We start from the raw sequence: 15,062 nt of genomic DNA, 5'->3' as shown, positions 1-15,062 counted from the left end.
GGCAAAGGCCTTCTGGTGCGGCGCATCCTGTGATGCCGCATGGGCCAGTGCCGTGCGGGTCGTCATCATTGTCTTTCGGTCCAGCTTGTTCATCCGGTCATCCTGTTTTTGAAGTTTGGCATTCACGCCGTGGGAAAAGTCCTTGAAGTCGCTCATAAATCCGGCAATCGCCGTGTTCAGAGCCTGGGCAGGAGACACATCTTCCCCGCCCCGAGAATTGCTCTCAGTTGCTGTCATAATCAGTCCTTTGATCTGTCGCTCGGGCGGGGTTAGTCCCGCGCCATCATGCGGCGCGCACTCTCGAATGCCGCAGCCATCTCACGCAGTGCGGTCTCCGCGGGGTCCTCCCCCTTGGCACCCACACGCGCATCCGGAAGCATCGGAAAGGTGACCAAAGACACCTCCCAAAGTTCCAACTCAGACAACAGGCGTCCGCCCTTGTCGTCCTTACGGGCCTTGACGGTGCGATACCCGATGGACAAGCCATCAATCGCGCCTGCCGCGATCAGCGACACGGCCTCGCGGCCCTTGGCCACATCCGTCAGCAAGCGTCCCTTGACCCAAAGCCCCCTGGCATCCTCACGCACCTCGTCCCACACCCCAATCGGCTGGGCGGGATCATGTTGCCACAGCATTTTCACGCCACGCCCTTTGGCCAGCGAGGCCCCGTAAGCGCCTTTCTCGACGGTGTCGCCGCCTTGATCGGACTTGCCGAACAAAGACGCATAGCCGCTGATGGTCGTGCCATCAGTGACGGTCACTTCGGTGCCCAAGGCGCTAAACTTATGTTCCAAATTCATGTCCGAACCCCGCTCAGTGCTTTGACAATTTCGAAAATCAACAATCCCGCACAGCCGCAGACGATCAGCCAGATTTGCCATTCCAGACGTGCAATGATGAATTCAATCTGGCTCAGACGCATATCAACCTGCGCAAACCAGAAATCTGTCACGGGCGGCGGTGCGTCGCGGCGCGGCGTGCCGTCAAGTTCAACAACCTTACGATCCATCACCCACCTCCAAGGCAGGCAAACCCAACAGATTGCGCTTTTCGGCCGCTGTCAGAAAATCGGCCTCACTGACGCGCCGCCACTGCGCATCACGCTCGGCTGAGAGCGCCGAAATCTGGTCCAAATCAGGGCGCAACGCCACCTCTTCGCCGCCATGATCAGACAGCCAGACCGCAATCGCACTGAGCACGCGGGTGGCCAGTGGCAGCACCGTCAAACGGTAAAAGGCACGGTTGGCCTCTTGATAATTGGCATAGGTCGCATCACCGGGAATGCCCAAGAGCATCGGCGGCACACCATAGGCAATCGCGATTTCGCGCGCGGCGGCCTCTTTGGTTTTCTGGAACTCCATATCCGAGGGCGAAAAGCCCATCGGTTTCCAATCCAGCCCGCCTTCGAGCAACATCGGTCGCCCCGCATTGCGCGCGCCCTGATGCTGGGTCTCCATTTCGCCCAGCAACCGGTCATATTGATCCGCCGTCAGCGATGACTGCCCGTCCGCCCCGCGATAGACCAGCGCACCGGAAGGACGCGCGGCATTGTCCAGCAGGGCCTTTGACCACCGCGACGCTGCATTATGCACATCAATCGCCGAGGCCGCCGCCTGTAGCGGTGAAAACCCGTAGTGGTCATCCTGCGGATGGAAACTCTTGATATGGCAAATCGGGCTCAGCCCTTCGGCCACGGCAAAACGGTGTTTGCGCCCGTTGACCATATATTCATAGCCCACAGGCCAGCCATCCGCACCCGGTACCACAGACATACGATCCGAGCGCAGCACATGCATCTCGACAGGCAGCCCCTCATCGGCCACAGCCTCAAGATAGCCATTGCCTGTCAGCAAGACCTGCCCGAAGAGCGCTTCCAGCAACTCCGCCCGCCCCTGCCCTGCATTGGGCCGCGCCAAAAGCGACTGGACAGGGTGGGTATCATAGCGCCGCGCCGCGTCCTGCACGACAACAGGCAAGGCCGCCGCCGCCTCTGCAATCATCTTCACTGCCCGAAAGCCGATGGGATTGCCCGTGAAACCCGCCCGCGTCAGCGACACCACATCACGCGGCGACCAAGCAACGCGACCGGCACCGGACATCGCCATCACACGCCCTGTGGCCGAGGCTTTCACCTCGACAGGGGCCGTGTCTGGCTTGGTACGGTTTAAAAAATCAAACATTCAAAACTCCTGGTGCCGGTCGGTGGTGACCATCTGCAGTTCACGAAAAACAATTTGCCGCAGAGGGATGAGTAAATTGACACAGCAGCGCACGCACCGGCGCGCAACGCCTTCAAAGCGTACGAATACTGGGGTTGCGCCACTTTGCGGCAGGTTCGATCATCAGATCATAAAGCGCCCAGACAAGCGCATCGACACGGTCGGGCGATCCTTTGCCCTCATATCCCGCGCTGGTCATCTGCCCCATCTGGTCTTCCAGCGCAGAGAGGCCCAGCACATGCGCCACGCGGCCCTGCTCATAGAGTGCCGCAACAGGTTCCGCGCGCGCAACTTTGCCTTTGCTGGCATGCACCGAGCGGTAGGGCACCATGCCGTCCACACCGCGCAAGACCGCCTCAACCATATCGCCGCCCTGATTGACCTCGGCCACCAGACGGTCGGCCCCGTGCCTGCGCATCGCCGCAATTGCAGCCTCGGCCCAGACCGTGGGGCGTGCCGCTTTCACGCTGGCATCCTCCAACACCACGGCGGTCCATTGATGCGGCGGCCCTTTCATATAGACCCCCGCCACCACAACCCCGCAGGCGTCCGATCCCGCATGCGATGTGCCAGGCGGGTCGATTGCCACGACAATGCGGTCAGGCCTTGGCACCTCGGCCACCTGACAACGTGCCAGATCATCCGAAGACCACAAAGCACCCTCCACTTCGGTCAGCATCACGCCTTCCATCTCCTGCCGCCCCAGCGAGGTGCCGCCATAGCGCCCCTCGATCTCGCGCAGGAAACTTGCCGCCAGATTGGCGCGGTTGGCTTGGGTCGGGGCGTGGGTCACGACTGTCGTGTCCATCTCCAGCAAATCACGCAGCATCTGCGATTTGCGCGGTGTTGTGGTCACGCATGCCCGCGGGCTGTCCCCCAAGCGCAGCGCAAACTGCAACATATCCCACGCCGCGTCCCCCTTGCGCCATTTGGCCAGTTCATCCGCCCAGACCGCATCAAACTGCGGCCCGCGCAGGCTATCGGGGTCGTGCGCGGAAAAGACCTGCGCCTCGGCCCCGTTCGGCCAGACCAACAGCCGCCGCCCTGCAATCCACAGCGGGCGGCGGTCATCAGGGCAAACCGAAAGAATCCCGCTATCACCAAACACCATCACCTCGCGGGCCTGATCCATCGTTTCGCCCACCAAAGCCACACGGCGCGCCGTGCCTCGCGCATGGGGCGTCGGCCCTTCGACCATTCTGCGCACCCATTCGGCACCGGCGCGGGTTTTCCCCGCACCGCGCCCGCCCAAAATCACCCATGTGCGCCAATCACCTTTTGGTGCGATCTGATGCGGCATGGCCCAGAAATCAAACAGATAGGGCAATGCGCGCAGCTGCTCATCCGTCAGCATCCCCAAGAACGCCCTCTGCGATGAGGGCGTCGCGGAGGCGATCAAGTTGGCGCCCGATGTCATCCCTGATCGCGTCATAGTCGATGGCGTCTGCATCAGGGTCGGTTCCGATTTTGTCATGGAATTTATCCTCAGCGATCACCACCCGCAGGTGCGACGCATGTAAAAGATCAAGCTGTTTGTTGATTTCGTTCAGATTGCCGTAAGTGACCTTTTTCAGGTCATCAGCCATCTCGCGCAGCCTCTCGCGGACGTAGCGCGACACGGCGTCAATCTCGACGACCCTGTCGGATGCCGCCTCAAGGCCATCCGGCCCTGTTTTATCTGGTGTATTCATTTTGAACTGACCTTGGGAAGGAAACTTCCGTTACGGTCGAGCGACAGGGATCGCGTTTATTGATCCCCGTCTCCTAGCTTGTGTAAACTACGCCTGACACCGCTATAAGTCAACAAAAATGGCGCATCCAGAGGACGCGCCATTAGGAATTTGTTAATAATTATAGAAGGTTAACCGTCGTTCGCGCGCTGCGCCTCGATCTCGCGCCAGCGGGCCACATTGCGGTTATGATCGTCCAGATTGGTCGCAAAAGCATGACCGCCGGTACCATCGGCCACAAAGAAAATATACTCTGTGGTATCAGGATCAAGCGCCGCTTCAATCGCCGCCTGCCCGGGGTTTGCAATGGGCGTCGGTGGCAAACCGCTGATCACATAGGTATTCCACGGCGTCTCGCCCCGCAATTCACTCTGGCGCAAACCACGGCCCAAGACACCCTCACCGCGGGTGATGCCGTAAATGACCGTGGGGTCCGTTTGCAGGCGCATGCCAAGGTTCAAACGGTTGACAAAGACGCTCGACACCTGACGGCGCTCATCAGGCACACTGGTCTCTTTTTCGATGATACTGGCAAGGATCAGCGCCTCTTCCGGGGTCTCCAATGGCAACCCGTCCACACGGTTCTCCCAAGCCTCGGCCAAAATCGCCGCCTGCGTTTCCTGCATCCGGTTCAGGATCGACGATACCGTATCGCCGGGTGTGAATTCGTAATCGCGCGGCGCAAGGCTGCCTTCGGCTGGTGCGTCGGTCACATCCGCGACCAGACTGTCAATCTGCCCAAGCGCGTTCGCGATCTGCCAGCTTGTCGCGCCCTCGGCAATAACGAGCCGGAACGTGGCACTGCCATCCGCCTTGGTGGCCTCATAGCTCGCTGGCGGTTCGGTCTCGCCCACCACAAAATCTGCCACCTCGATGAATTCATTGGTCGCAGGATCAAGTTCGCGCACATCGACAAGCGTCTGGTTGATCCCGACGCGATATATCACCTCGGCACCACAGGTATTCCGGCCACCACGGGTGACGATATCAACGATCTCTTCCATCGACGCCGCCGCTGGCACACGGAAGCGGCCAAATTTCAGATCACCCGATTTTTCGGTGTAATCCGCGCCAACTTCAAAGATAAAGGCCGACGAAATCGCGCCCTGATCCACCAGATCAGCACTCAGCGCCTTCATGCTGCCCCCGCGCGGCACCTCAAGACAGATAGCTGCGTCCAACGGACCCGCTGTGCGATATTCGCGGCTGCCCCAAGCAACAAGGCCTGCCAGCAGGAACAGCCCGACAATCAGGAACGTCAGCGCATTCGACGCGATATGACGCCACATTAATCCACTTTCCCGAAAACAACGCTGGCATTCGTGCCGCCAAAGCCAAACGAGTTTGACAGAGCGATATCAATCTTGGCGGGCTTCTTTTCGTTGGCGCAAAGATCGACAACCGTCTCGCAATCCACGTTATCAAGGTTGATGGTCGGCGGCGCGACCTGATCGCGGATCGCCAGGATCGAGAAAATCGCCTCAATCGCCCCCGCAGCCCCCAAAAGGTGGCCGGTGGCGGATTTGGTCGAGGACATCTTCAACGATGATGCGGCATCGCCCACCAGGCGCTCGACAGCACCCAGTTCAATCGTGTCTGCCATCGTCGACGTGCCATGCGCGTTCACGTAGTTGATCTGGCTTGGATCAATCCCCGCGTTGCGGCAGGCCGCGCGCATCGCACGTTCCGCGCCTTCATGGTCAGGTGGCGGCGCGGTGATGTGGTAGGCGTCACCGCTCAGGCCATAGCCCAGCACCTCGGCGTAAATCTTGGCACCACGCGCTTTGGCGTGCTCATATTCTTCCAGCACGACAATGCCGGCACCTTCGCCCATGACAAATCCGTCGCGGTCAGCGTCCCACGGGCGGCTGGCTTTGGTCGGATCATCATTGTGCTTTGTGCTCAAAGCCTTACAGGCGTTAAATCCGGCAATCCCCAATTCGCAAATCGCCGCCTCGGCGCCACCGGCAATCATGACATCCGCATCACCATGCTGGATCAGACGCGACGCATCGCCAATCGCATGGGCGCCCGTCGAACAGGCCGTCACCACCGCATGGTTCGGGCCACGGAACCCGTATTTGATCGACACCTGACCGGAAATCAGGTTGATCAGCGCACCCGGCACAAAGAACGGCGACACACGACGCGGGCCTTTCTCGGCCATCATCACGGCAGTATTGGCAATCGAATTCAGGCCACCAATCCCCGAGCCGATCATGACACCGGTGCGTTCCAGATCCTCGCGATCCTCAGGGGCCCATCCGGAATCCTCAATCGCCTGCTGGGCAGCCGCCATACCGAAGATGATGAATGTATCAACTTTGCGCTGCTCTTTGGGATCAAGGTATTTGTCAGCGTTGAATGTCCCGTCGGTCCCGTCACCCAAAGGCACTTCGCAGGCATATTGCGTGGTCAGCCGACTTGGGTCAAAGCCGGTAATCTTGCCGGCACCGGACTGGCCAGCAAGAATGCGCTCCCATGACTTTTCCACACCATCTGCAAGGGGTGTGACCAACCCCAAACCTGTCACAACAACACGACGCATATTATGCCCTCACCTCTTGGCGTATTTGCCGACACTGATAGCCCAGCCAGGGGCCAAGGGGCAAGTGCAGCAATCTTGATCGGCAAGGATTGCACCAATAGCAGAAAGCGTCCTGTTGGCTCTTTGATGAAAAAAGCGCCAGAGACTGATTCCACTGCCGCCCAGCCGGCTGTGACCCTGCAGCGCACTGCCCTTCAAACGCAAAACGGCGCCCCGAGGGACGCCGTTTCACAAAACCGGACCTAACGCTTAGCTTGCGCCGTCGATGAACTTAACCGCATCACCGAATGTCTGGATGGTTTCTGCAGCATCGTCAGGAATCTCGATCCCGAACTCTTCTTCAAACGCCATAACCAGCTCAACAGTGTCGAGGCTGTCTGCACCCAGATCATCAATAAAGGACGCAGCTTCCGTCACTTTGTCTTCTTCAACACCAAGATGCTCTACAACAATCTTGCGTACGCGGTCTGCAACGTCGCTCATATTAAATCCTTACGTTTCTGTGGGCTCTTGCCCGTTGTTCCCTAGGCATCTGCCTAAATTTATGCGCCCGTGACGGGTCGCAGCCTTATCTGCCCTGCACAACAATTGACGTGGCGTCACATGCACCGTTCAGCAAATCTGCGTGGCCTATAGCAGAGAATACCCGCTTGGCAAACGCTTTCAATCACCGAAAGTGATGATCTTCTAGATCATGGCCATCCCGCCATTCACATGCAAGGTGGTCCCGGTCGTATAAGCAGCCTCGGGACTGGCAAGGTAAAGCACCGCCGCCGCGATTTCCTCGGCCTCGCCCATCCGCCCTGCAGGAACCTGCGCCAGAATGCCGGATTTCTGATCATCAGTCAGCTTGTCAGTCATCGCCGTCGTAATGAAACCAGGGGCGACGCAGTTCACCGTAATGCCACGGCTTGCCACTTCGTAAGCGATGGATTTCGACATCCCGACCATACCCGCTTTCGAGGCCGCATAGTTGGCCTGCCCCGGATTGCCTGTTGCCCCCACAACGGACGAGATATTCACGATCCGTCCCCAACGCGCTTTCATCATCCCACGGATCACGCCCTTACACAGACGCATCGTCGAGGTCAGGTTGACCTCCAGCACAGACGACCACTCCTCATCCGACATCCGCATAAAGATGTTGTCGCGCGTGATACCCGCATTGTTGACCAGAATATCCACCGATCCCATCAGTTCAGCGGCCTGTTTCGGCAGCGCTGTCACCGCTTCGGCATCGCTCAGGTTACACGGCAACACATGCGCGCGCACGCCCAGGGACGCGGCCAGCTCTTCCAGCGAGGCCACACGGGTGCCCGACAGCGCAACGGTCGCACCCGCGTCATAAAGCGCCTTGGCAATCGCGCCACCGATCCCACCAGATGCACCGGTCACAAGTGCATTCTTTCCATTCAGATCAAACATTTATACGTCCTTCTTCAACTTATGCTTTGATGGCAGCAACCGCTGCAACCACATCTTCAGGTGTGCTCACCGCCACCGCGTTGATCCCCCGATCAATCCGCTTGACCATGCCTGACAGGGCTTTGCCTGCACCGATCTCACAGACCTCGGTCACGCCTTGGGCGGCCATATACATCACGCTTTCACGCCAGCGCACCGAGCCTGTCACCTGCTCTACCAGCAAACGGCGGATCATTGCCGGGTCACTGACCGCTTCGGCCAGCACATTGGACACCACAGGCACCTTGGGCTGCGCGATCTCGACCGCATCCAGCGCAAGCGCCATCGCATCGGCGGCGGGTTGCATCAGGCTGCAATGGAAAGGGGCGCTCACCGGCAAAAGTAACGCGCGCTTGGCCCCTTTTGCCTTGGCAATCTCGACGGCCCGTTCAACAGCCGCCTTATGACCCGACACAACCACCTGTGCAGGATCATTGTCATTGGCGGCCTGACACACCTCGCCCTGCGCGGCCTCTTCGGCGACCGCTTTGACCGCCGCAAAATCCAGCCCTAAAATCGCGGCCATCGCCCCGACGCCCACAGGCACCGCCTCTTGCATCGCGATGCCGCGTGCGCGCAGCAAACGGGCCGCATCTGCGACAGTGAACGCACCTGCCGCCGCGAGCGCTGAGTATTCCCCAAGCGAATGCCCCGCCACAAATGATGCGGCATCCACCGTGACACCTTCTGCCTCAAGCGCACGCATCACGGCTATCGAAGTTGCCATCAACGCGGGCTGAGCATTCGCTGTCAGTGTCAGCGCGTCCAGTTCACCCCCCCAGATCAAACCAGAAAGATCCTCCCCGAGCGCCTCATTCACCTCATCAAAGACGGCTTTGGCCGCCGGATAAGCATCAGCAAGGGCCTTACCCATCCCGATTGTCTGTGCACCCTGCCCCGGAAATACAAATGCGCGCATGAAGCGTCCCCCATTCATTGCCTTTTATTGCCAAGACGCTTATCGCGCCGCGCCCGTCTGCACAAGCAAACACGAAACTGCACAGGACCAAGAGCACAGGCGCACAGAACACGGCCTTTGCATCATGGCCCGGCATGTTACCTATCCTAAAACTTCTGGAGATTGTTATGTCAGGCACGCAAACCTACGGCACCGTTACGAAAATATTTCATTGGCTCACGGCACTTTTGATCATCACCATCGTGCCGCTTGGGGTGGTCGCCTATAATCTGCCCTACGACACAAACGAACAACTGGCCCTGAAAGCGCAACTGTTTTCATACCACAAAACACTGGGTGTGATTGTCTTTGCCGTGGCCCTGGCGCGCATTCTCTGGGCTTTAACCCAAACCAAACCGGCCCCGCTGCACCCCGAACGCAAATCCGAAACATGGCTTGCCGAGACGGTGCACTGGTTGCTTTATATCTCGCTGGTGGCTGTGCCGCTGACCGGTTGGATCCACCACGCCGCGACCGAAGGCTTTGCTCCGATCCTGCTTCCCATCAGCCAGGATTTGCCCTTTGTGCCCAATGACGAAGCCGTTGCAAAACTCTTTGGTGGTCTGCACTGGCTGTGGAGCAAGATCATGGTTGGTTCAATTCTGCTGCATATTGCAGGCGCGCTCAAACACGTGTTCATCGACAAAGACGCCACCCTGCGCCGCATGTGGTTCGGCAAAAGCGACGCTCTCGGCCTTGGCCGCCATGTTGGCACATGGACCGCACCTGTTGCAGCGGTCGCACTTTATGTTGCCCTGACAGGGGCAGGCGCGGCAGCTGGCCTCTACGCTGCACCTTCAACTGCCGAACGGATTGAACTTGCCGAAGTATCCTCGGACTGGACCGTCACAGAAGGCTCCATCAACCTTACAATCACGCAATTCGGCAGCGCGGTCAGCGGCGGTTTCGCGGATTGGACCTCTGCCATCAGCTTTGATGAGACCGCAAGCGATGTCATGGGATCGGTTGAAACAACCATTTCCATTGGGTCACTGTCGCTGGGTTCTGTGACCGGCCAGGCGCTGGACGCGGATTTCTTCAACGCGGCCACATTCCCCACCGCGGTCTTTACCGCCGACATTCTGGCCGATGGTGCCGCCTATGTGGCTGATGGCACGCTGACGATCAAAGATATCTCAGCCCCGCTTGCCTTGCCGTTCACGCTGACACTTGAAGGCGACACCGCCACGATGAACGGGTCAATTACCATAGACCGGCGGACCTTTGAAATCGGCCAGAGCATGAGCGACGAAACCAACCTCGCCTTCCCTGTGCAGGTTGATATCGCCCTCACCGCAACCCGCTAAACGAAAAAGGCCGCGCTCCGATATGGAGCGCGGCCTGATTGTTCCGTGAGAAAGTGCGCTTATTCAGCCGCTTGCATCGCCTCGATGGAAATCATGACTTCCACTTCATCGCTGACGAACGGTGCAAATGCGCCAACTTCGAAATCGGACCGCAGCAATGTTGTTGTCGCGTCAAAACCGGCCCATTCCTTGCCTTCCATCGGATGCGTTCCAACCTGATTCAGTTTGGCGTCCAAAACCACAGCTTTCGTGACCCCGTTCAGCGTGAGGTCGCCCGTGATCAGCGCAGTGTCTTCGCCTGTCACTTCGATCGATGTGGATGTGAATGTCACCATCTCATCTGCGGCGGCGTCAAAGAAATCACCGCTCATGAAGTGGTCAAAGCGCGCCTCCCAGCCAGTCAGCATGGTGCGCACAGGAAACGATACATTGACGGAAGAGGCAGCAGGATCTTCCTGGTTGAATGCGATCTCGCCTTCAAATCCGGAGAACATGCCGTAGGTTGTCGAATATCCAAGGTGATCGTAGCTGAAAACGATCTGGCTGTGGCTTGCATCCAGAACGTAGTTTTGTGTTGATGCAAATGCGGGTGTCGTCAGGGTCGCGGCGGCAAGTGCCGCAGAAGTCAAAAAGGTTTTCATGGGGCTTCTCCAAGCTAAAAAAGTATTGCGTGGGAGAGAGATAGCCATTTTGCGTCAGGTTCCTAGCTTCAAAAACGAACAGAGGCTGTTCACGGATACATACCGTGTCCCAAAACGAAAAAAAGCCGCCCTGTTTGGGCGGCCCGCGTGTGTGTAGAATCGTCGTCTTACAAAAGATCTTTCGCCAACCGGTCCCGCAACGGCAAGAGTTGCGCCTCGGTCCCCTTGGCAACGCTGATCGCATGGGCGGAATCGTTATAGCCCAACAAAAGCTGTGACTGACCAGTGCTCTCATCCAGATCAAGATAGATGCCACTGATTTCGTCGAAGGTATAAAACCCCACTGTTGTCGGGCTGCCGAAACGGTTGGCCACAACCTCACGGATTTCGCGCGCTTTGGTGTCGATATGGACATCTGCAATCGTGCCACGGCTGGCAAACCACAAAAGATAGAACCCGACTGCCCCCATCAATACCGCAGCACCGATCCGCATAAAGCCGAAATTACCATCAAAAAAAAGGGTCGGCAGGACCAGAACACCGAAAGTCGCCGTCACCAGACAGACGCCAAAAAAGAAGCTGATTGCCTGCCCCAGCATCACTGAAACAGGTGCAGATTCGGATGAGCGGACCTTATAGCCCCAAAACTGATCTTCGGTCGCAAAAGGGGCCGCCCGTGCAACGTGTTTCACAAAGCCGCCTGCGGTGATGTTCATATCTGTCATTCTGCCCACTCCAAACTTATTGATGACATGATGCCCTGCAATCCGGGCAATAAAGCGGCAAGCACAAGGCGAGGTTAAGAAATCCGGGATTGTTGCGAAAAGGCTGCTTTTCTGGGGCATTCATGGCTTGCACCACGGGAATTCACCTGTATAAGACGCCATCCTTGCTGCAAAACGTATGAACTGCGCAGGCTCTCGTGGATGGGACGCATGCAAGGTGAACCGCCCATCCTTTGAAATGCGCTGATAAATGAACTGGAGTTCACATGCCGCTATACGAGCATGTCATGATTGCGCGTCAGGACTTGTCCAACACGCAAGCTGAAGGCCTCATCGAACATTTCGGAACCGTACTTGCCGACAACGGCGGCAAGTTGCTGGAGAACGAATACTGGGGCGTCAAAACGATGGCCTATAAGATCAACAAGAACCGCAAGGGCCACTATGCCCTGCTGCGCACAGATGCACCTGCTCCTGCTATTCAGGAAATGGAACGCCTGATGCGTCTGCACGAAGACGTCATGCGCGTGCTGACCATCAAGGTCGATGCACACGAAGACGGCCCTTCCGTGCAAATGCAAAAGCGCGAAGAGCGTAGTGACCGTGGCGAACGCCGCGAGCGCCGCTAATCGTTGATCTGAGAAAGGACATCAATCATGGCTACTAAACCATTTTTCCGCCGTCGTAAGTCCGATCCGTTTGAGGGTGAAAACGCCCCAAAGATCGACTACAAAGACACCCGCCTTTTGCAGCGCTACATCTCTGAGCGTGGCAAAATCGTTCCCGCCCGTATCACCGCTGTCGGTGCAAAGAACCAGCGTGCTCTCGCCCGTGCGATCAAGCGTGCCCGTTTCCTTGCCCTGCTGCCATACGCTGTAAAATAAGGAAATCATCCCATGGATATCATCCTCCTTGAGCGCGTTGCAAAGCTGGGTCAGATGGGCGAAGTCGTCTCTGTCAAAGAAGGCTACGCACGCAACTTCCTGCTGCCACAGGGCAAAGCCCTGCGCGTAAACGCAGCAAACCTTGCCCGTTTCGAGGCCGAAAAAGCCCAGATGGAAGCACGCAACCTTGAAACCAAAAAAGAAGCCGAAGCGCTGGCTGCAAAGCTTGACGGTGAGAAGTTCATCGTGATCCGCTCTGCATCCGACGCGGGTTCGCTTTACGGTTCTGTCACAACACGTGACGCGGCCGAAGCCGCCACTGCAGCCGGTTACTCGGTCGACAAAAAGCAGGTTGTTCTGCTTGGCGCGATCAAAGAACTGGGCCTGCACGATGTTTCGATCAACCTGCACCCCGAAGTCACAGCAACGATCACACTGAACGTCGCACGTTCGGTTGAAGAAGCTGAACTGCAGGAAGCCGGCAAATCCATCGCCGAGCTCGCAGCAGAAGAAGAAGCCGCTGCTGAATTTGAAATTCAGGAACTGTTTGACGATATCGGTGCTGCCGCATCTGACGACGACGATCTGGCCGAAACAGCCGGCGTTCAGGAAAACGCGGACGACGCGACCGAAGAGAAGTAACTTCTTTTCATCTGACAAATCCAAAGGCCGCTCCATTCGGGGCGGCCTTTTTCGGTTTGGCGATTCTCTTGTTCACGAGTTCTTGGTGCGCTGGGGCGTTAATACGTGACACAACACCAAAGTAGGAGGAACCTTTCCCGCCAACTGGCTCCTTCACTTGATGCAAAAAGCATACGCCAAGAAGGACAAATAAATGCCTGCAGGAAGCTCCCGTGGAGAAAACGCTCAGGCAATATCAAGGCTACGTCACGAAAAAGGGCGCCCAACAGGCGCCCTTTTCGATTCCAAACTGTAGAAAGCTTACTCTTCTTCGAGCTTCTCGACAGCCTTCTGAAGGTCCTCTTTGCTGACCTCTTTGTCAGTCACGGCCGCCTGTGCAAGAATGTGGTCAACGACCTTGTCTTCGAACATCGGCGCCTGCAGTTGCTGGCGGAACTGTGCGTTCTGCTGAACAAACTCGAAGAATTGGCGCTCTTGACCCGGGTACTGGCGCGCCTGGTTCATGATCGCTTGTGTCATTTCCTGATCGGTCACCTTCACTTGGGCCTTCTGGCCGATGTCTGCCAGCAACAGACCCAGTTTTACGCGTCGCTCGGCCAGCTTGATGTGCTCTTCGGTTGGCTTGATCTCAGGGTGATCATGGCCTTCAACCTCGGGGTTTTCTTCATGCCACAACTGGTGGGCAATCTGGTTGGCCTCCGCCTCGACCAGCAACGCGGGCAAGTCGAACTTTACAATCTTGTCCAGCGCATCAAGCAAGCCACGCTTTGCGATCGCACGGGACGCACCCGAATATTCTGCTTCCAGACGCTCTGTGATCTGACCTTTCAGCGCTTCAAGATCCTCGGCGCCAAACTTCTTGGCCAATTCGTCATCCAGCTTTGGCTTCTTGGGGCCGCGCACTTCCTTGATGGTGCATGAGAAGACAGCTTTCTTGCCTGCAAGATTTTCCGCCTGATAATCCTCGGGGAATGAAACCTCGACATCCTTCTCATCGCCCGCCTTCACTTTCAACAGGCCGTCTTCAAAGCCGGGAATGAAAGAGTTGGAACCCAGCACAAGCGGGTAATCTTCGGCTGCGCCGCCATCAAAGGGCTCGCCATCAATCTTGCCGACAAAATCCAGAACAACCTGATCGCCGTCCTTGGCTTGGGTCTTTTTGGCCTCATAGGTCACAGCCTGTGGGCTCTCGGCAAGGTTCTCCAGCGCTTCGTTGACGGACGCTTCATCAGCCTTCACAACCAGACGCTCAAGCTTGACCTCGCTGAAATCAATTTCCGCGACCTCTGGCAGCTTCTCGTAAGAGACGGAAATCTCGACGTCGTCGCCTTCTTTCCAGTCTTCGTTGGTCATTTTCATCTCGGGCTGGGCCGCAGGACGATCACCGGTTTCTTCCAGATGCGAAGACAGCGCGCCGTCGATCGCCTCTTGCATGCTCTCGCCCATCAGGCGCTGGCCAAACTGCTTGCGCAGCAATGCCATCGGCACTTTGCCTTTGCGGAAACCTTTCATTTCGACCGAAGGCTGTGCTTCTTTCAGCTTCTCTTCAACCTTGGCGTCCAGTTCGGCCGCCGTAACGGTGATCGCATATGCGCGCTTGAGGCCTTCGTTCAGGGTCTCGGTGACCTTCATGTGCTGTCCTTCTTTTTTCAAACTTGGTGCGGGTGAAGGGACTCGAACCCCCACGCCTTGCGGCGCCAGAACCTAAATCTGGTGCGTCTACCAATTCCGCCACACCCGCATGATCAAAAGGGGCTGGATTGCGCCAGCCCCGGTTTGCGCGCTGTCTAGCAAAGGAAACGGGGGGATGCGAGAGGAAAAATCGCGTTAAAGGCCCAATGCACGAAAGACTTTGGGCAGTTCTTCGGGAAGGTCCTCGGCAATCAGGCCCGGACCGAAGGAGAGCGCGCATTCGGTGTGCAGCCAGGCACCTGTTTCGGCGGC

17 protein-coding genes, 1 tRNA gene and 2 pseudogenes are annotated in these 15,062 nt (G+C 57.6%); 4 read left to right on the top strand and 16 right to left on the bottom strand.

The annotated features are described in order from the left end of the window. The 11 genes and pseudogenes from VGP75_RS04715 to fabD all read right to left on the bottom strand — a co-directional run. Nucleotides 1-237, bottom strand: a pseudogene (locus VGP75_RS04715) (phage major capsid protein); the annotation flags it as partial. A 32-nt stretch (nt 238-269) separates the two neighbouring features. Continuing rightward, the gene (locus VGP75_RS04710) at nt 270-800 is read right to left on the bottom strand and encodes an HK97 family phage prohead protease (protein ID WP_327542556.1); all 531 of its coding nucleotides are present in this window, start codon (nt 798-800) and stop codon (nt 270-272) included. After that, a complete protein-coding gene (locus VGP75_RS04705; protein WP_327542555.1) occupies nt 797-1,009 on the bottom strand; it encodes a hypothetical protein in 213 nt (70 codons plus the stop codon). Before VGP75_RS04705 ends, VGP75_RS04710 begins: the two co-directional genes overlap by 4 nt. After that, nucleotides 999-2,180, bottom strand: a complete 1,182-nt coding sequence (locus VGP75_RS04700) for a phage portal protein (RefSeq protein WP_327542554.1) — start codon at nt 2,178-2,180, stop codon at nt 999-1,001. Before VGP75_RS04700 ends, VGP75_RS04705 begins: the two co-directional genes overlap by 11 nt. A 112-nt stretch (nt 2,181-2,292) precedes the next feature. Continuing rightward, the gene (locus VGP75_RS04695; RefSeq protein ID WP_327542553.1) at nt 2,293-3,636 is read right to left on the bottom strand and encodes a DNA-packaging protein; all 1,344 of its coding nucleotides are present in this window, start codon (nt 3,634-3,636) and stop codon (nt 2,293-2,295) included. Further along, on the bottom strand, nt 3,560-3,910 hold the full coding sequence (locus tag VGP75_RS04690; protein ID WP_327542552.1) for a hypothetical protein: 351 nt from the start codon (nt 3,908-3,910) through the stop codon (nt 3,560-3,562). The genes VGP75_RS04695 and VGP75_RS04690 overlap by 77 nt, the downstream gene beginning before the upstream one ends. A 170-nt stretch (nt 3,911-4,080) precedes the next feature. Beyond that, complete coding sequence (mltG, locus tag VGP75_RS04685) at nt 4,081-5,238, bottom strand: endolytic transglycosylase MltG (RefSeq protein ID WP_327542551.1); 1,158 nt, start codon at nt 5,236-5,238, stop codon at nt 4,081-4,083. Beyond that, nucleotides 5,238-6,497, bottom strand: coding sequence for a beta-ketoacyl-ACP synthase II (gene fabF, locus VGP75_RS04680; protein ID WP_327542550.1), 1,260 nt, complete (start codon nt 6,495-6,497; stop codon nt 5,238-5,240). The genes mltG and fabF overlap by 1 nt, the downstream gene beginning before the upstream one ends. Nucleotides 6,498-6,746: 249 nt before the next feature. Next, the gene (locus tag VGP75_RS04675; RefSeq protein WP_055293044.1) at nt 6,747-6,980 is read right to left on the bottom strand and encodes an acyl carrier protein; all 234 of its coding nucleotides are present in this window, start codon (nt 6,978-6,980) and stop codon (nt 6,747-6,749) included. Between the two features lie 204 nt (nt 6,981-7,184). Beyond that, entirely contained in the window at nt 7,185-7,922 is a 738-nt protein-coding gene (gene fabG, locus VGP75_RS04670) for a 3-oxoacyl-[acyl-carrier-protein] reductase (RefSeq protein WP_327542549.1), read from the bottom strand. 19 nt (nt 7,923-7,941) lie between these two features. Next, nucleotides 7,942-8,880 (bottom strand): ACP S-malonyltransferase, encoded by a 939-nt coding sequence (gene fabD / locus VGP75_RS04665; RefSeq protein ID WP_327542548.1) that lies wholly within the window; start codon nt 8,878-8,880, stop codon nt 7,942-7,944. 167 nt (nt 8,881-9,047) lie between these two features. Here fabD and VGP75_RS04660 point away from each other — a divergent pair, with 167 nt between their 5' ends. Further along, on the top strand, nt 9,048-10,226 hold the full coding sequence (locus VGP75_RS04660) for a bifunctional cytochrome b/YceI family protein (protein ID WP_327542547.1): 1,179 nt from the start codon (nt 9,048-9,050) through the stop codon (nt 10,224-10,226). Between the two features lie 59 nt (nt 10,227-10,285). On the opposite strand, the gene VGP75_RS04655 is transcribed toward VGP75_RS04660, so the two are convergent. Both VGP75_RS04655 and VGP75_RS04650 read right to left on the bottom strand, forming a co-directional pair. Continuing rightward, on the bottom strand, nt 10,286-10,867 hold the full coding sequence (locus tag VGP75_RS04655) for a YceI family protein (protein WP_327542546.1): 582 nt from the start codon (nt 10,865-10,867) through the stop codon (nt 10,286-10,288). A gap of 167 nt (nt 10,868-11,034) precedes the next feature. Continuing rightward, nucleotides 11,035-11,592, bottom strand: coding sequence for a hypothetical protein (locus tag VGP75_RS04650; protein ID WP_327542545.1), 558 nt, complete (start codon nt 11,590-11,592; stop codon nt 11,035-11,037). Nucleotides 11,593-11,858: 266 nt separating this feature from the next. On the opposite strand from VGP75_RS04650, the gene rpsF reads away from it, so the two are divergent. From rpsF to rplI, 3 genes are read left to right on the top strand one after another with little or no spacing between them, the layout of a single operon-like run. Further along, entirely contained in the window at nt 11,859-12,221 is a 363-nt protein-coding gene (rpsF, locus tag VGP75_RS04645) for a 30S ribosomal protein S6 (protein WP_327542544.1), read from the top strand. A 27-nt stretch (nt 12,222-12,248) separates the two neighbouring features. Next, nucleotides 12,249-12,476 (top strand): 30S ribosomal protein S18, encoded by a 228-nt coding sequence (gene rpsR, locus VGP75_RS04640; RefSeq protein ID WP_055293050.1) that lies wholly within the window; start codon nt 12,249-12,251, stop codon nt 12,474-12,476. A gap of 12 nt (nt 12,477-12,488) precedes the next feature. Then, a complete protein-coding gene (rplI, locus tag VGP75_RS04635; RefSeq protein ID WP_327542543.1) occupies nt 12,489-13,118 on the top strand; it encodes a 50S ribosomal protein L9 in 630 nt (209 codons plus the stop codon). Between the two features lie 300 nt (nt 13,119-13,418). On the opposite strand, the gene tig is transcribed toward rplI, so the two are convergent. The 3 genes and pseudogenes from tig to VGP75_RS04620 form a co-directional block, all read right to left on the bottom strand. Next, nucleotides 13,419-14,750 carry a trigger factor gene (gene tig, locus VGP75_RS04630; protein WP_327542542.1) on the bottom strand — a complete coding sequence of 444 codons (1,332 nt, stop codon included), beginning with the start codon at nt 14,748-14,750 and terminating at the stop codon, nt 13,419-13,421. A gap of 24 nt (nt 14,751-14,774) precedes the next feature. Next, nucleotides 14,775-14,859, bottom strand: a tRNA-Leu gene (locus VGP75_RS04625). 86 nt (nt 14,860-14,945) lie between these two features. Then, nucleotides 14,946-15,062: pseudogene (locus tag VGP75_RS04620) on the bottom strand (NAD(P)H-hydrate dehydratase); the annotation flags it as partial.

The sequence above is a fragment of the Yoonia sp. genome, assembly GCF_036007805.1.
GTDB lineage: Bacteria > Pseudomonadota > Alphaproteobacteria > Rhodobacterales > Rhodobacteraceae > Yoonia.
The sequence above is the reverse complement of the archived record's forward strand: the minus strand, read 5'-3'. Positions and strand labels throughout refer to the sequence as shown.

What these genes read in the sequence shown, in the direction of transcription:
- VGP75_RS04710 (WP_327542556.1), bottom strand. Translation starts at nt 800, where the DNA reads ATGAATTTGGAACATAAGTTTAGCGCCTTGGGCACCGAAGTGACCGTC.
- VGP75_RS04705 (WP_327542555.1), bottom strand. Translation starts at nt 1,009, where the DNA reads ATGGATCGTAAGGTTGTTGAACTTGACGGCACGCCGCGCCGCGACGCA.
- VGP75_RS04700 (WP_327542554.1), bottom strand. Translation starts at nt 2,180, where the DNA reads ATGTTTGATTTTTTAAACCGTACCAAGCCAGACACGGCCCCTGTCGAG.
- VGP75_RS04695 (WP_327542553.1), bottom strand. Translation starts at nt 3,636, where the DNA reads ATGACATCGGGCGCCAACTTGATCGCCTCCGCGACGCCCTCATCGCAG.
- VGP75_RS04690 (WP_327542552.1), bottom strand. Translation starts at nt 3,910, where the DNA reads ATGAATACACCAGATAAAACAGGGCCGGATGGCCTTGAGGCGGCATCC.
- mltG (WP_327542551.1), bottom strand. Translation starts at nt 5,238, where the DNA reads ATGTGGCGTCATATCGCGTCGAATGCGCTGACGTTCCTGATTGTCGGG.
- fabF (WP_327542550.1), bottom strand. Translation starts at nt 6,497, where the DNA reads ATGCGTCGTGTTGTTGTGACAGGTTTGGGGTTGGTCACACCCCTTGCA.
- VGP75_RS04675 (WP_055293044.1), bottom strand. Translation starts at nt 6,980, where the DNA reads ATGAGCGACGTTGCAGACCGCGTACGCAAGATTGTTGTAGAGCATCTT.
- fabG (WP_327542549.1), bottom strand. Translation starts at nt 7,922, where the DNA reads ATGTTTGATCTGAATGGAAAGAATGCACTTGTGACCGGTGCATCTGGT.
- fabD (WP_327542548.1), bottom strand. Translation starts at nt 8,880, where the DNA reads ATGCGCGCATTTGTATTTCCGGGGCAGGGTGCACAGACAATCGGGATG.
- VGP75_RS04660 (WP_327542547.1), top strand. Translation starts at nt 9,048, where the DNA reads ATGTCAGGCACGCAAACCTACGGCACCGTTACGAAAATATTTCATTGG.
- VGP75_RS04655 (WP_327542546.1), bottom strand. Translation starts at nt 10,867, where the DNA reads ATGAAAACCTTTTTGACTTCTGCGGCACTTGCCGCCGCGACCCTGACG.
- VGP75_RS04650 (WP_327542545.1), bottom strand. Translation starts at nt 11,592, where the DNA reads ATGACAGATATGAACATCACCGCAGGCGGCTTTGTGAAACACGTTGCA.
- rpsF (WP_327542544.1), top strand. Translation starts at nt 11,859, where the DNA reads ATGCCGCTATACGAGCATGTCATGATTGCGCGTCAGGACTTGTCCAAC.
- rpsR (WP_055293050.1), top strand. Translation starts at nt 12,249, where the DNA reads ATGGCTACTAAACCATTTTTCCGCCGTCGTAAGTCCGATCCGTTTGAG.
- rplI (WP_327542543.1), top strand. Translation starts at nt 12,489, where the DNA reads ATGGATATCATCCTCCTTGAGCGCGTTGCAAAGCTGGGTCAGATGGGC.
- tig (WP_327542542.1), bottom strand. Translation starts at nt 14,750, where the DNA reads ATGAAGGTCACCGAGACCCTGAACGAAGGCCTCAAGCGCGCATATGCG.